Below are 14024 nucleotides of genomic sequence, written 5' to 3' on the forward strand. Positions count from 1 at the left end.
TTGCCGTCCGTTCGCGCGTCACTGCAGCGAGCGCATACAATGGCCTCGCAGGCGCCGGCGCCGGGCCGCCCGCGCCGCAGGAAGGCACACCGGAAGCAAGGAGAGGACCGACATGGCGAATCCAGCATTCGACCAAGCCTCCTCCAACCGGGAGGCCTCGCGCGGCTACGCGTGGTGGTTCTCGGGGAATACGTTCGCCCGCGCCGCGGCGGACGACGGCAGGCCGCCGCGCAAACGCACGCCGATCCAGCATCTGGCCACGCATCCAGGCAGCCTCACCATCATCTACTTCATGGTGCTGGTGGTCGTCTCGACGACCATGCTGCTCATTCCCCCGGCCACGCCGCCGGGCGAGACCACCACGTTCTCCACGGCCCTGTTCACCGCCGTCTCCGCACTGTCCACGTGCGGCATCTCCATCGTCAACTCGACCACGCACTGGACGCTGTTCGGGCAGGCCGTGCTGCTCGTCTCCGTGCAGCTCGGCGGCATCGGCGTGATGACCTTCGCCTCCCTGATCGCGCTGGCCATCAACCATCACATGAAGTCGACGCAGCGTCTGCTGACGGCCAGCGAGCTCGGCACGTCGAAGCTCAGCGAGATCCGCGGCGTGCTCACCGTGGTCATCGCCACGACGATGTTCATCGAATCCGTCACGTTCGTGGCCCTGTTCCCCGGTCTGCTCGGCGTGAACCGGGGCGACTGGCGCACGAGCCTGTGGGAGTCGCTGTTCTTCGCGGTCATGTCGTACAACAACGCCGGCTTCACCCCGGACACGGCAGGGCTACACGTCAACAGCTGGGCCGTCGGCCTGCCGATCATGCTGTCCGCGTTCTGCGGCACGCTCGGCTTCCCCGTGATCCTCAACCTGCTGCGGTGCGCCCGCAGACGTCTGCCGCCCCGGCGCTGGAGCCTGCACACGAAGATCACGCTCATGGCGACGGGCATCATCGTCGCCATGTCGCTCGCCTGGTTCCTGCTGGTCGAATGGGACAACCCGTTCCTGTTCAAGGACGCGGACCTCAACACGCGCATGCGCTATGCGATGGTCGCGGCGGTCATGCCGCGCAGCTCCGGCTTCGATCTGACGTGGGTGCCGCAGGTGAGCGAGCCGACGAAGGTGTTCATGAGCGTGATCATGTTCATCGGCGGCGGCAGCACGTCGACGGCGGGCGGTATCCGCGTGACCACGTTCGCGGTGATCCTGCTCGTCTCGCGCGCCTCGTTCACGGGGCACAAGGACGTCAACGCGTTCCGTCGCCGCATCCACACGAACGTGGCGATGACCTCGGTGAGCATCACGAGCACATGCCTGCTGCTCGTGCTCGTCTCGTCGCTGTCGCTGATGCTCGTCTCCGGCGCCTCGCTGACGGACGCGCTGTTCGACTCGTGTTCGGCGTTCGGATTGGGCGGCTACACGGTGGGACTGGCCCGCGAGGACAATCCCGCCGCATTGGCGATTCTCGCCGTCACGATGGTCGTCGGCCGCTTGGGGCCGATGACCATCGCCTATTCCATCAGCCGGCCGCGCACCTTGGAGGCGGTGCGGTACCCGACCGAACCCGTGGTCGTCGGCTGACGCGGGGAGGATCCGCCGCGATGCTCCCGCAGTCCACCTTCAATTCCAATCCTTCAATCCATCGAAAGGAAGACACGAATGGCGAAATCCGGCAAAAGCGTGCTCGTCGTGGGCCTGGGCAGGTTCGGCAGCGCCGTGGCCACCACATTGGACGCGATGGGGCAGGACGTGCTCGCCGTCGACAACGATCCCGATCTGGTGGCGCGCTGGTCGGCCACCCTGCCGGTCGTCCAGGCGGACATGACCGACGTGCTCGCCATCGAGCAGATCGACGCCTCCCAGTTCGACACGGCCGTCGTGGCGATCGGCGACAGCGTCGAGGCGTCGGTCATCACCACCGGCAACCTGCTCGACGCGGGCGTGACCGATCTGTGGGCGAAAAGCGTGTCCGTGCAGCATGCGCGCATCCTGCAGCGCATCGGCGCGCGCCACATCATCAACGCGGAGACCGATGCCGGCAAGCGCGTCGGGCACCTTGTACGCGGCGACTATCTGGACTACATCGAGATCGAGGGCGCGCACACCGTGGTGAAGATCCACACGCCGGCGCATGCGGTGGGCCACAGCATCGAGGACGCGCGCGTGCACGAACGCTACGGCATCACCGTGGTCGGCATCAAATCGCCCGGACGGGAGTTCCAATACGGTTCGAAGGAGCTCGTCATGCACCGCAACGACGAACTGGTCATCATGGGCAAGGAGGATCAGATCGACCGGTTCATCCGCGCCGGCGCCTGAGCGTACAACAGCCATTCCGCGTTGCCGTGCGTGCCTTCGATCGGGCTCGGCGCGGTGGCCACGACCTTGAGCCCGTGCGCGGCGGCGCATGCGGTGACGTCGTCGAGCGCCTGCCGACGCAGCGCCTCGTCGACGACGACGCCGTGGCGGTCGAGACCGGCGCGCCCAACCTCGAACTGGGGTTTGACGAGGAGCACGATGTGCGCGCCGGGCGCGGCGACGGCCGCGACCACGGGAATCACGTAGGTCAAGGAGATGAACGAGACGTCGGAGACGATCATCGCCGGCGGGTACGGCAGGTCCGAGGCCGTCACGTCACGGATGTTGACGCCGCTCATCTCGATGACGCGCGCGTCGTCCGCCACGCGCGCGTCGAGCTGGCCGTGGCCGACGTCGAGCGCCACGACGTGACGTGCGCCGCGATGCAGGAGCACCTGCGTGAACCCGCCGGTCGAAGCGCCGATGTCGAGACAGTCGAGCCCGTCCGGCTCCGGCAGACCGTCCCCGGCGAACGCCTCGAACGCGCCGACGAGCTTGTAGGCGCCGCGCGAGACGTAGTCGTCGCCCTTGTCTACGACGATGCGTGTATGGGCGGCGTCGCCGATCGCCGTCGCGGGTTTGGTCACGACCTTGCCGTTGACGGTGACGTGCCCGCCTTTGATGAGCCGTTGCGCCTTGGAACGCGAGTCGACCACTCCTCCGGCGACGAGCCACAGGTCAAGCCGGTCCGGCATGGGGGTATCCATGGCAGGACCTCACTTGCCGATGACGTCGAGATCATGCTGCAGGTCGCTCAGGACCTGCTGCAATGCCGTTATCCGCTGGCCGTCGTCCATGCCGTCGAATCCGTCGATCGCCGGGAAGCGCCGTTCGATGGATTCCGAGGCGTCATGCGAGGCCACGGTATCGCCGTTCACGCCCATCAGCGGATACCCGTCATCTCGAATGCGGGCAGACTGACGGAGTCCATGTCCACGCCCGAGTCGGCCGCCTGCCAGGCGGCGCAGATCGCGGCGCGCAACGCGTCGACGGACGAGGCGTCGGAGACGTCGATCCTGCCGGCGTGCACGTCGAACACGGCCTGTTCCGTACCGCAGGTCCAACGGCCCTCGCCATGGTCGACCGGCTGCGGCATGGTCTCGCCGAGCGCACGCAGGTCCGGAGCCACATAGGTGGGGCGCAGGTGCGCGGGGGCGAGCATGAGCTCGTGCGGGTTCGTGACGCCGGTGAGCACCGCCAGCGAATCATAGCCGCCGCGGTTGCCCGCTTCGATGTCCGTGTCGAGTCGGTCGCCGATGGCGATGGACTCGTCCTTGGGCACGAGCGACTGGCCGGCGGACGCGTTGAGTTCGCGCGCCTCGTCGTACATGTACGCTTCGGGTTTGCCGGCGGAGGCGACGGGTTCGACGCCGGTGGCCGCGATGACCGCGCGGATCATCGACCCGCATCCGGGCGCGATGCCGAGTTCGCGCGGAATGGTCAGGTCGCGGTTGGTCACGAAGTACGTGGCCCCGGCCTCGACCGCGAACGCCGCGTTGGCCATCATCTGCCAGGTCATCTGCGGGAACCAGCCTTGGATGACGGCCGCCGGCCCGCTCTGCGGATCGTCGGTGACGACGAGTCCGGCGCGCTCGACCTCCTCACGCAGATGCTCAGCGCCGACGACGAGCACGGTGGAACCCGCCGGCACGGCCTTGGCGACCATGCGGGCCGCCACCACCGAGGAGGTGATGACCTGCCACGGTTCGACGTCCAGGCCGAAGCCCCGGAGCTGTTCGGCGACGACATGCTGGAAGCGTGACGAATTGTTCGTCGTGTATTCGATGGTCATGCCGGCGTGTTCGGCGGCGCGGATGGATTCGGCGGCGTGCTCCACCGGGTTCTTGCCCCGGTAGACGACGCCGTCGAGATCCAGCAGCGCCAGCCGGTAGGCTTCGGCGAGCGGCCTGTCGGTGCCTTTGAGGAATCGGGTCATGGGGATTGCGCTCACTGCTCGTCCGCGGCCGGTTCCTCGGCCGGGGTCTGACCGGTGGCGTCTTCCGCTTCGGCCTGTGCGCCCTCAGCCGTCTCTTCGGCTTCGGTCTCGGCCTCGTCCGATTCCTCGGATTCGACCGGCTCCTCGTCGGCCTGCGCGCCTTCGACGGTCTCCTCGGCCGGAGCCTGGGTCTCGTCGCTGTCCGCGGTCTCTCCGTCGACACCCTCTTCGGAGGCCTCCTGGGATTCCTCCTCGGCGTGGGCCTCATCCTCGGATTCGACCGTCTCCGCCTCGGCATCCACGGCATCGTCATCGTCCGCATCGGATTCGGCGTCCGCGGATCCGTCCGTATCCGCATCCTCGGCATCGTCGGACTCATCGGACTCGCCGTAGTCGTCGTCCTCGCCGTATTCGTCGTCCGGCGCGTACTGCGCGTCGTCTTCGGAGATGCCGAGCTCGGCGAGCACGTCGGGGTCGTCGAGGTGCTCGAGATCATGGTCGATGATCACCTCGTCGCTGTCCTCGTCCTCATCGAAGTCGGCGTACTGGTTCTCCAGCTTCTCGATGATCTGGTCGAGCGCGATGGCCTCGTCGGAGCGGCCGCACTCCTCGAGGAACAGCTGCTCGGCCTGCAGCGCGCGCATGCGGTAGCTGCCGGCCAGGCCCTTGGAACGGCCGAGCGTGTGGACGATCTCGATGGCCTTGTCCCACAGCTTGAGGTCGGAAAGCGCACCGGCGTAGACGAGGAACATCTCCGCCTTGGCTTCGCCCCTGAGATATTTGGCATCGTCGGAGACGGCGATCTCGATGGCCTTCTTCGGACTGCCGAGACCACGCTCGCAATCGGCGATGAACGGCAGGTAGTCGAGGTAGCCGTTCATGCGGTACGCGGTGCGGAACTCCTTGAGCGCGAGCTTGTAGTCGCCCTTGCGGTAGGCGACGAACGCAAGCGTCTCACGCGCGAAGTCGATGCGGGACGCCTGACGCGCCACCCACTTGGCGTGCTCGAGCGCCGCGTCCGGATCGCTCTCGATGAGCGTATAGGCGGCGAGGATGTGCAGGCCGATGTTCTCGGCATGCTCCTTGGCCAAACCACGCAGACGTTCCTTCTCGTCCTTGGAAAGCATGCCCCACACCATGCCCTTCGGCATCTTCGGCTCGTCGGGGCGACGCGCGGTGTACGGGTTCTGCGAAGGGAAGCTCATCGTGCCGTCGGAATTGCGGCGCGGGCCGCGGTTCATGTATTCGGAACGCTTCTCCTCACGGTAGTCGCGCCTCTCCTCCGCCGTGAACTCGCGGCGCTCGCCGCCGTCACGACGGGAATCGTCACGCTGGTAGCGCGGGTTGGAACCGCGGCGGTCGTCGCGATGGAAGTCCCTGCGCTCGCCACCACGGAAGTCACGGTCACCGCCCTGACGCGGTCCCTTGTGGAAGTCGCGACGCTCGCCGCCCGACTCGCCGTCACGATGGAAATCACGATCGCCACGACGGAAATCACGGTCGCCGTCACGACGGAAGTCCTTGCGGAAGCCGCCACGACGATCATCACCGTCACGATGGAAATCACGACGCTCGCCGTCACGACGGAAACCGCCCTTACGGAACCCGCCGCGGGAATCGCCGTCACGACGGAAGTCCCTGCGCTCGCCACTGCGGAAGTCGCGGTCACCGCCCTGACGCGGGCCCTTGTGGAAATCACGACGCTCGCCGCCCGACTCGCCGTCACGATGGAAATCACGATCGCCACGACGGAAATCACGGTCGCCGTCACGACGGAAGTCCTTACGGAAGCCGCCACGACGATCATCACCGTCACGATGGAAATCACGACGCTCGCCGTCACGACGGAACCCGCCCTTACGGAACCCGCCGCGGGAATCGCCGTCCTTGCGGAAGCCGCCCTGACGCGGGCCCTTGTGGAAGTCGCGACGCTCGCCGCCCGACTCACCGTCACGATGGAAATCACGGTCGCCACGACGGAAATCACGGTCGCCGTCACGACGGAAGTCCTTACGGAACCCATCCTTGTGGAACCCGCCGCGACGCTCGCCGCCGCGGTCCTCGCCGTCACGATGGAACCCGCCGGAACGTCCATTGCCGTAGCCGCCGCGGGAACCGCCGAACGACTTGCCACCCTTGCCGCGCGGCTTGAACCCGTTGCCGCCGCGGGAGCCGGGGCGCCCCGCCCCGTGGCCGTAACCGCCCTTGCGCCCGCCGAACGACTTGCCGGAACGCTCGTTGCCTTCTGCCATGTGAATATCGCCTTTCTAGATGAACAGTCTCATATCGCGGCGTGATGCCGCGGGAGGATGCGGGGAAGACCGGTCGAACGTGCTCCCCCGCATGTATGGTCAGCGCTTTTCGACCGCGCCGAGAGCCTTCTTGCCGCGTCGGATGAGCGCGAAACGGCCGGCGAGGAAATCGCCGCCGCCGATCACGGCCTCCTCGTCCTCGACGCGCGCGTTGTTGAGGTAGACGCCGCCGGACTTGACGGCGCGGCGCGCCTCGGACGCAGACTTGAACAGTCCTGCGGCCTGCGCGGCGTCGATCACGCGCACGCCGGCCTCGACTGCGGGGAACACGTGCTCTCCGTGCTCGTCGACGACCTTGAAGCCTTCGAGCACCGATTCGAGCGTGGACTCGTCGATCGCGGCGAGGTCGCCGCCTCGGCCGAACAGCGCGGCGGAGGCGTCGATCGCGGCCTGCGTCGCGGCCTCGCCGTGCACGAAGCTGGTGACCTCCCAGGCGAGCGCCTTCTGCGCCTCGCGCTTGCCCGGATTGGTCTTCGACTCCTCGACCAGCCGTTCGATCTCCGCCTTCGGCAGGAAGGTGAACGCCTTGAGCAGGCTCTCCATCTCCACGTCCGGGCGGTTGATCCAGAACTGGTAGAACTTGTACGGGGAGAGCATCGTCGGGTCGATCCAGACGGCGTTGCCCTCGGACTTGCCGAACTTCTTGCCCTGCGCGTCGGTGATGATCGGGCTGGTGAACACGTTGACGTCCACGCCGCGCACCTTGTGGATGAGGTCCAGACCGGAGGTGAGGTTGCCCCACTGATCGGAGCCGCCGAGCTCGAGCGTGCAATGGTATTCGTCGTACAGGTGGAGGAAGTCGTTGCCCTGCAGCACCTGGTAGCTGAACTCGGTGAAGGAGATGCCCTCCTCCGAGTTGAGACGGCGGGCCACGGTGTCCTTGGCGAGCATCGTGCCGAGACGGAAGTTCTTGCCGACGTCGCGCAGGAAGTCGATGACGTTCATCTGCGCGGTCCAGTCGTAGTTGGAGACGAAGCGCACCGGGTTGGCGCCCTCGGTGACGAGAATGCCGCCGATCTGGCGCTTGAGACGCTCGGCCCAGCCGGCCACCACGTCCTTCGGGTTGAGCGTGCGCTCGCCCGACTGGCGCGGGTCGCCGATGAGACCCGTGGCGCCGCCGACCAGCGCGATCGGGTGGTGCCCGGCCGCCTGGAGGTGACGCATGTTGATAAGCTGGACGAGGTTGCCGATGTGCAGGGAGGCGGCCGTCGGGTCGAAACCGCAATAATAGGTGATCGGCTCCCCGTTCAACGCCGCTGCGAGTCGATCGCGGTCCGTGGACTGCGAGATCAACCCGCGCCATTCCAGCTCATCGAGCAGGGTGTCGAACCCCGCCTCTTTGAAGTCGATGACGTGAGCCATAAGTGGTCGCTCTCCCTATCGAATTGTGGATGTGACATGCCCTACTCGGATTTCAAGCGCCTACCAGTCTCGCATGCCGCGGCGACAGGTCGCCCGCCCGCAGCGCGCCCGCCACGGACGGTAAGGGTGGCCGCGAAACGGCGGCCGTGCGAGACGTGCGTACGAACGACCCCGTCATCGGCCGTCGCGACGCAGCCGCTCGAACGCCTCGCGCAGCTGGCGGAGGGCGTCGTCGTTGCGCGTGGCCTTGAGACGCGGGAACGAGGCGATCATGCGCCGCTGCTGGCTGTTGAACGTGCGTGCGGCCGCCTCGCGCACGCGCGCCATGAGTTCGGCGGACATCTCGCGGCCGGACTGCAGGGATTCGCCAAGCCGTTCGCCGACCATGCCGCCGACCTCGCCCACCTTGCCGGGCACGCCGCCGAGGCGTTCGTTCGCCCCGGCCGCCATGCCCGCAGCCAGTTCCGCAGCCGCCCCGGCCGCACGGTCGGTCACGTCGCCGACCTTCTCGCGCATCTCACCGAGCGTGTCGCCGTATTTGGCGACGGCTTCGCGGAAACGTTCGAGGCTCTTGTCGAAGTCGACGATGCCGACGACCGTGACCACCGTGTCGGCCGCGGTGAGCACGAGGAACACCGCGCACATCCAGTGGATCGCCGCCAGCGGGATGAGCATGGTGGCCCTCTCCACCTGCGGCTGGACGACGTCGACGATCACGACGCCGCCGATGCCGAACACCATCGCGCCCAGAAGGCAGATGCGCCCGTTCAGGTTGAACCGGAAGTGCGAGTAATCCCACCATCGCGCATGGAACAGCTTCTCCATGGCCCACGAGGTGAGGTATTCGAGCATGCACGCGCCCACCGAGGAGATCAGGAACACGACCGCGGGATTGCGCACGTCGCCGAGCACGACGATGCCGAGCACCGCGCCCGTGCCGTAGATCGGGCACAACGGTCCGTTGAGGAAGCCGCGGTTGACGGGCCTGCGCTGCTGCACGGAGACGAGAATCGACTCGTACACCCAGCCGGCGAGGCTGTAGAACAGGAACCATAGGAACAGGTATTCCAGGGCGAGCAAGGTCATCGAATGGGGTTCCTCCCCTTGTCGAACCGCTCGGATGAAAGCGTCTCGCGCGCGGCGGACAGCTTGTCCGCGACGGTGACGAGCCACCCTTCCACGTAGCTCGGCGCCGTGGGCGTGAGCGGGAACATGTGGCAGGAGATGGAGTCGCGTTCGATGGCGTTGAGGCGGAAGTCGCGCATGGCGTTGAGCAGTGCGGCGTTGCCGTGCGTGAACCCGTGCAGGCGGTGCGCGCCGCCGTCCCAGTCATGCCAGTCGTAGAGGAAGTAGTCGTGCAGCAGGGCCGCGCGCACGAGCGAACGCACGTCGACGCGCCGCCACAGGTGCAGCCGGTCGGCGAGCCATACGGCGAGGCACGCCACGCGGATGGAGTGGGCGAACGTCGACACGTTGCCGTGCTGGTAGTTGCCGTGTTCGGCCTGCATGTGCGGGTGTTCGAGCACCTCGCGGCCGTGTTCGGCGACGAGTCGACGTATCTGGGTGCGGGTGAGCGGTCGCCCCATAAAAGCATCATCCCCTGTCGTTGCGTTCGGTCGAGTCGGCGTGCGGTTCCGTACGCCACTGCCACACGATTGTACGATTCGCGTGTACCGCGTGTGCTCGTCCACGGGGATGATTCGTGCGGGGCGGTATCATCCCCGCGCCGCGTCGAGGTATTCGCGATACGCGCGGTAGCCGCCTTCGAGGCTCACCGCCTCGTAGCCGCGGTCGGTGAGGATCTGCGCGACCTCCTCGCTCCACCATCCTTCCGTGCAGAACACGACCACCGTGCGCGTCTTCGGCACGGTTCTCAGCACGTGGGCGAGCGGGTCGAGCGGCGCGTTGACCGCGTCTTCGACCGGATTCGCGGCCACGTCGGCCGGTTCGCGCAGGTCGAGCAGCGTCACCTGGCTGTGGTCGAGCGCGGCGAACTCGGCGGGCGTGATGCGGCGGACTTCGTCGTCGCCGTCCGCCGTGTTCTGGTCATGGCCCCATGCGATGGGCATATTCCCCTTCTCTCCGTATCGATTCCGTTCCTGTTTGTCGATTCGTCGGTTCCGCTCCCGACCTGATCGCGGCCGTCCGTCTCAGATCGCGCAGGCGGGCTGCACGTAGCGCGACGGATCGAGCGACGTGATGGTCGGCTCCTCGCCGCACACCGGGCAGTCTGGCACACGCTTCGGCAGCGGCACGCGGCGTACGTTCATCGTCAGCGCGTCGACGGTGAGCATGCGTGCGACGAGCGGCTCGCCCACGCCCGCGATGAGTTTGACCGCCTCCGTGGCCTCGAGGCTGCCGATCACGCCGACGACAGCGCCGAGCACGCCCGCCTCGCGGCAGGACGGCACCTCGCCGGCGGCCGGCATGTCGCGGAAGATGCACCGGTAGCAGGGACCCGCGCCGGGCACGACGTCCATGACCTGCCCGGCGAATCCGACGACGCCGGCATGGATGAACGGCTTGCCGGCGAGCACGCACGCGTCGTTGATGAGGAACTTCGCGGCGAAGTTGTCGGTCGCGTCGATGACGAGATCGTATGGCGCGATGAGGTCCGCGACGTTGCCGGCGTCGAGCGTCGTATGGTGCGCCTCGACCGTGACGTCCGGGTTGAGCGCGCGGATCGCCGCGGCCGCCGACTCCACTTTGGGCGTGCCGACGCTCGCGGTGGTGTGGATGATCTGGCGTTGCAGGTTGCTCAGGTCGACCACGTCGCCGTCCACGAGACCGATGCGGCCCACGCCGGCTGCGGCGAGGTAGAGCGCTGCCGGCGAGCCGAGCCCTCCCGCGCCGACGATGAGCACGCCGGCGCCGAGCAGACGCTTCTGCCCCGTGACGCCCAATCCTTTGAGGATCAGATGCCGCGAATACCGTTCGAGTTGTTCGTCCGTGAATGCCATGGCGATGCGCGAATCCCCCCCCCCGCTCAGTGCAGGTAGCCGGTGGTCGGACTGGACGGCACGGCCTGACCTTCGGTCACCTTGCCGAGACCGGCGAGGTAGGCGGCGCGTCCGGCGTCGATGGCGTGCCTGAACGCCTCGGCCATGAGCGGGATGTTGCCGGCGGAGGCGACGGCCGTGTACGCCATGACCGCGTCCGCGCCCATCTCCATCGCGTCGGCGGCCTGGCTGGGACGGCCGATGCCCGCGTCGATGATGACCGGCACGTTCGCGTTCGCGATGATGATCTTGATGAAGTCGCGCATGCGCAGGCCCATGTTGGAGCCGATGAGCGAGCCGAGCGGCATGACGGCGGCGGCGCCGGCCTCCTCGAGCTGACGTGCGGCGATCGGGTCGGGGAACATGTACGGCATGACGACGAAGCCCTCCTTGGCCAGCATCTCGGTGGCGCGGATGGTTTCGGCGTTGTCGGGCAGCAGGTACTTGGTCTCGTGCTCGATCTCGACCTTGACGAAGTCGGTGTGGCACACCTCGCGGGCGAGCCGGGCGATGCGCACGGCTTCCTCGGCGTTGCGCGCTCCGGACGTGTTCGGCAGCAGCGTGATGCCTTCGGGGATGTAGTCGAGCACGCTGTTCTCGGTGGTGGTGGCTCGGCGCAGCGCCATCGTGACGATCTGGGTGCCCGCGTGCTCGACGGTGGCCTTGATGAGGTTCAGGTCGTAGCGGCCGGAGCCGAGGATGAAGCGCGACTGGAATTCATGGCCACCGAGGTTGAGCGGCTTATCTTCGACGGGCAGGATGGGCGCCGCGGTGCCGACCGGGTTGACGACCGCCGGCTGCGGCGGCAGCGGCGTGGCTTCGACGGACGCTTCGGTGACGGGGTTGATGTTGCTCATGGTTGTTTCCCTTCCTTGGGTTGAATGTTGCTCTTCGGCTCTCTGATTCGTTGCGGCGAGCCGGATGACCGGCCGCTCAGCCGCCTTGGACGAATTGGACGATCTCCATGACGCACTGGTCGTCGAGCATCGTCTCGGCGCGGCGCTCGCGCGGGATGATCTCGCCGTTGAGTTCGATGGCGACGCGTTCGGCCCTGAACCCGTGGGTTTCGAGATAGTCGGCGACGCTGACGGGACCGCCGAGCGCCACCTGTTCTCCGTTGACCTGCATGAATCCTCGCTTTCCCTGGCGAATGTCGTCGGATATTAAAAAAGGGCGCACGAAACGAACCGTACCCTAAGTGGTGCGCCCATCCATGAACCCAGTCATGCGACCATGCGGAAGGTTCCGCACGGCTAGATTATCGGTGCGAACGGGTTGTGCTGCGGGGCTGTGCGAGATTCGGAGCCCTTGGCGAAAGAAGACGATTCCTTACGGCGGCATGACCCGCGTCAAGTTCCCCGGTCGAAGCGTGGCGCTTCCTCTCAGCCCTGCGGGCTCCCGTTCGTGCTGACGCCCAGTGTAGATGGCGACGATGACAACGGCGGCCCATGTACGGGAAAGCCCCGCACGACGTGTGCGGGGCTTGTGGTGTATGAGGCGCGTCGGAACCGGAACGGACCGGAATCAGAACGTGCCGGGCGTCTTGTAGGCGGAGCCGTCGGAGGTGGAGTCGGCGAAGACGCGCAGCTCCTCGAGTTCGCGCTTAGCGTCGACGATCTGCTCGCGCACGCGGCCGAAGGCGGTGCCGCCCTTGCCGTTGCGGGAGTCGACGGAACCGTGGCTGGAGAGCACCTCGCGCACGCCCGGTGCCTTGTCGGCCGGCAGGAACGCGGCGAACGTGGACGTGAAGTCGTCGTCGGTCAGGTCCCACAGCTCCTGGCCGCGGCCTTCGGCGAGCTTGACGCACGCGCCGGACAGCTCGTGCGCGTGACGGAACGGCACGCCGTTCTTGACGAGCCATTCGGCGATGTCGGTGGCGAGCGCGAAACCGGTCGGTGCCTCGGCCTCGAGGCGATCCGCGTCGAAGCGCATCGTGCGCACCATGCCGGTGAACGCGGGCAGCAGCACTTCGAGCGTGTCGACCTGGTCGAACACGGCCTCCTTGTCCTCCTGCAGGTCGCGCGCGTAGGCGGTGGGCAGGCCCTTCAAGGTGGCGAGCAGGCCGGTCAGGTCGCCGATGAGACGGCCGGACTTGCCGCGCGCCAGTTCGGCGATGTCCGGGTTCTTCTTCTGCGGCATGATCGAGGAGCCGGTGGAGTAGGCGTCGTCGAGTTTGACGAACGCGAACTCCTGCGTGTTCCAGATGATGATCTCCTCGCTCAGGCGGGAGATGTCGACGCCGGTCATCGCCGCGATGAACGCGAATTCGGCGACGAGGTCGCGGGCGGCGGTGCCGTCGATGGAGTTGTCGGTCACGCGGGAGAAGCCGAGTTCGCGCGCGACGGCCTCCGGGTCGAGTCCGAGCGTGTTGCCGGCGAGCGCGCCGGAACCGTACGGGGAGGCGTTGATGCGCTTGTCCCAGTCCACGAGGCGTTCGACGTCGCGCAGGAGCGGCCAGGCGTGGGCCATGAGCTGGTGGGCGAGCAGGACGGGCTGGGCGTGCTGCATGTGCGTGCGGCCGGGCATGACGGTGCGGCCGGCCTTCTCGCTCTGGGCGATGAGCGCGTTGACGAGTTCGAGCAGGAGTTTCGCGATGACGCGGGAGTGGCGGCGCAGCCACATGCGGATCAGGCAGGCGATCTGGTCGTTGCGGGAGCGTCCGGCGCGCAGTTTGCCGCCGAGCTCGTCGCCGGCGAGGTCGATGAGGCCGCGCTCCAATGCGGTGGCCTCGTCCTCGTCGTCCTCGATGGGCGCGAACGTGCCGTCGTCCACGTGGCGCTGGAGCGTGTCGAGCGCCTCTTCCATGCGCGTGAGCTCGTCGGCGGTGAGGAGTCCGGCGCGGCCGAGGGCACGGGCGTGGGCGCGGGAGCCGGCGATGTCGTCGTCGGCGAGCCGCCAGTCGAACTGGGTGGACTTCGACAGCCGGGCCAGTTCGGCGGACGGTCCGGAGGTGAAGCGGCCGCCCCACAGGGCGAGATGTTCGGTGTTTTCGGCCATGACATACTCCTTACAGGCTTCTTGGATGCGTGCTTGCACGGTTTCGGCTGTCCGCCAGACTA

At 67.2% G+C, this 14024-nt stretch carries 14 protein-coding genes and 1 riboswitch; of the genes, 2 read left to right on the forward strand and 12 right to left on the reverse strand.

Features of this window, described 5'->3' with window-relative positions; translation table 11 throughout:
• The first annotated feature begins 112 nt into the window (after positions 1–112).
• On the forward strand, positions 113–1579 hold the full coding sequence (locus BFAL_RS03760) for a potassium transporter TrkG (RefSeq protein WP_055427089.1): 1467 nt from the start codon (positions 113–115) through the stop codon (positions 1577–1579).
• Between the two features lie 78 nt (positions 1580–1657).
• Complete coding sequence (locus BFAL_RS03765; RefSeq protein WP_055427090.1) at positions 1658–2317, forward strand: potassium channel family protein; 660 nt, start codon at positions 1658–1660, stop codon at positions 2315–2317.
• Here the strand turns inward: BFAL_RS03765 and BFAL_RS03770 are convergent.
• The 12 genes from BFAL_RS03770 to argH all read right to left on the reverse strand — a co-directional run bounded on the left by BFAL_RS03770 (position 2284) and on the right by argH (position 13962).
• Positions 2284–3063 (reverse strand): TlyA family RNA methyltransferase, encoded by a 780-nt coding sequence (locus BFAL_RS03770; RefSeq protein ID WP_370696055.1) that lies wholly within the window; start codon positions 3061–3063, stop codon positions 2284–2286. The genes BFAL_RS03765 and BFAL_RS03770 overlap by 34 nt on opposite strands.
• Before the next feature lie 9 nt (positions 3064–3072).
• The gene (locus tag BFAL_RS11205) at positions 3073–3240 is read right to left on the reverse strand and encodes a hypothetical protein (RefSeq protein ID WP_160319023.1); all 168 of its coding nucleotides are present in this window, start codon (positions 3238–3240) and stop codon (positions 3073–3075) included.
• Complete coding sequence (locus BFAL_RS03775; RefSeq protein WP_055427092.1) at positions 3240–4292, reverse strand: HAD-IIA family hydrolase; 1053 nt, start codon at positions 4290–4292, stop codon at positions 3240–3242. Before BFAL_RS03775 ends, BFAL_RS11205 begins: the two co-directional genes overlap by 1 nt.
• 11 nt (positions 4293–4303) lie before the next feature.
• Entirely contained in the window at positions 4304–6544 is a 2241-nt protein-coding gene (locus BFAL_RS03780) for a tetratricopeptide repeat protein (protein ID WP_055427093.1), read from the reverse strand.
• A gap of 99 nt (positions 6545–6643) precedes the next feature.
• A complete protein-coding gene (gene tyrS, locus BFAL_RS03785; protein WP_055427094.1) occupies positions 6644–7966 on the reverse strand; it encodes a tyrosine--tRNA ligase in 1323 nt (440 codons plus the stop codon).
• Between the two features lie 174 nt (positions 7967–8140).
• The gene (locus BFAL_RS11515; RefSeq protein ID WP_236691655.1) at positions 8141–9052 is read right to left on the reverse strand and encodes a putative ABC transporter permease; all 912 of its coding nucleotides are present in this window, start codon (positions 9050–9052) and stop codon (positions 8141–8143) included.
• Positions 9049–9552 (reverse strand): HD domain-containing protein, encoded by a 504-nt coding sequence (locus BFAL_RS03795; protein WP_055427095.1) that lies wholly within the window; start codon positions 9550–9552, stop codon positions 9049–9051. The genes BFAL_RS11515 and BFAL_RS03795 overlap by 4 nt, the downstream gene beginning before the upstream one ends.
• A gap of 129 nt (positions 9553–9681) precedes the next feature.
• Positions 9682–10035, reverse strand: coding sequence for a rhodanese-like domain-containing protein (locus BFAL_RS03800; protein ID WP_055427096.1), 354 nt, complete (start codon positions 10033–10035; stop codon positions 9682–9684).
• Positions 10036–10116: 81 nt separating this feature from the next.
• Positions 10117–10926, reverse strand: coding sequence for a thiazole biosynthesis adenylyltransferase ThiF (thiF, locus tag BFAL_RS03805; protein WP_055427097.1), 810 nt, complete (start codon positions 10924–10926; stop codon positions 10117–10119).
• A gap of 26 nt (positions 10927–10952) precedes the next feature.
• Entirely contained in the window at positions 10953–11822 is an 870-nt protein-coding gene (locus BFAL_RS03810) for a thiazole synthase (RefSeq protein WP_082440342.1), read from the reverse strand.
• Positions 11823–11898: 76 nt separating this feature from the next.
• Positions 11899–12093: a sulfur carrier protein ThiS gene (gene thiS, locus BFAL_RS03815; RefSeq protein ID WP_055427098.1), complete on the reverse strand. Its 195-nt coding sequence runs from the start codon at positions 12091–12093 to the stop codon at positions 11899–11901.
• A gap of 180 nt (positions 12094–12273) precedes the next feature.
• A riboswitch (TPP riboswitch) is annotated at positions 12274–12377 on the reverse strand.
• A gap of 112 nt (positions 12378–12489) precedes the next feature.
• Entirely contained in the window at positions 12490–13962 is a 1473-nt protein-coding gene (argH, locus tag BFAL_RS03820) for an argininosuccinate lyase (RefSeq protein ID WP_055427099.1), read from the reverse strand.
• Positions 13963–14024 lie beyond the last annotated feature (62 nt).

It is taken from the genome of Bifidobacterium aesculapii, from assembly GCF_001417815.1.
Taxonomy (GTDB): domain Bacteria; phylum Actinomycetota; class Actinomycetes; order Actinomycetales; family Bifidobacteriaceae; genus Bifidobacterium; species Bifidobacterium aesculapii.

Coding starts and splice junctions, on each gene's coding strand:
- BFAL_RS11515 (WP_236691655.1), bottom strand. CDS start 9,052: ATGACCTTGCTCGCCCTGGAATACCTGTTCCTATGGTTCCTGTTCTAC.
- BFAL_RS03760 (WP_055427089.1), top strand. CDS start 113: ATGGCGAATCCAGCATTCGACCAAGCCTCCTCCAACCGGGAGGCCTCG.
- tyrS (WP_055427094.1), bottom strand. CDS start 7,966: ATGGCTCACGTCATCGACTTCAAAGAGGCGGGGTTCGACACCCTGCTC.
- BFAL_RS03780 (WP_055427093.1), bottom strand. CDS start 6,544: ATGGCAGAAGGCAACGAGCGTTCCGGCAAGTCGTTCGGCGGGCGCAAG.
- thiF (WP_055427097.1), bottom strand. CDS start 10,926: ATGGCATTCACGGACGAACAACTCGAACGGTATTCGCGGCATCTGATC.
- BFAL_RS03775 (WP_055427092.1), bottom strand. CDS start 4,292: ATGACCCGATTCCTCAAAGGCACCGACAGGCCGCTCGCCGAAGCCTAC.
- BFAL_RS03795 (WP_055427095.1), bottom strand. CDS start 9,552: ATGGGGCGACCGCTCACCCGCACCCAGATACGTCGACTCGTCGCCGAA.
- BFAL_RS03800 (WP_055427096.1), bottom strand. CDS start 10,035: ATGCCCATCGCATGGGGCCATGACCAGAACACGGCGGACGGCGACGAC.
- BFAL_RS03770 (WP_370696055.1), bottom strand. CDS start 3,063: ATGGATACCCCCATGCCGGACCGGCTTGACCTGTGGCTCGTCGCCGGA.
- BFAL_RS03765 (WP_055427090.1), top strand. CDS start 1,658: ATGGCGAAATCCGGCAAAAGCGTGCTCGTCGTGGGCCTGGGCAGGTTC.
- BFAL_RS11205 (WP_160319023.1), bottom strand. CDS start 3,240: ATGGGCGTGAACGGCGATACCGTGGCCTCGCATGACGCCTCGGAATCC.
- argH (WP_055427099.1), bottom strand. CDS start 13,962: ATGGCCGAAAACACCGAACATCTCGCCCTGTGGGGCGGCCGCTTCACC.
- thiS (WP_055427098.1), bottom strand. CDS start 12,093: ATGCAGGTCAACGGAGAACAGGTGGCGCTCGGCGGTCCCGTCAGCGTC.
- BFAL_RS03810 (WP_082440342.1), bottom strand. CDS start 11,822: ATGAGCAACATCAACCCCGTCACCGAAGCGTCCGTCGAAGCCACGCCG.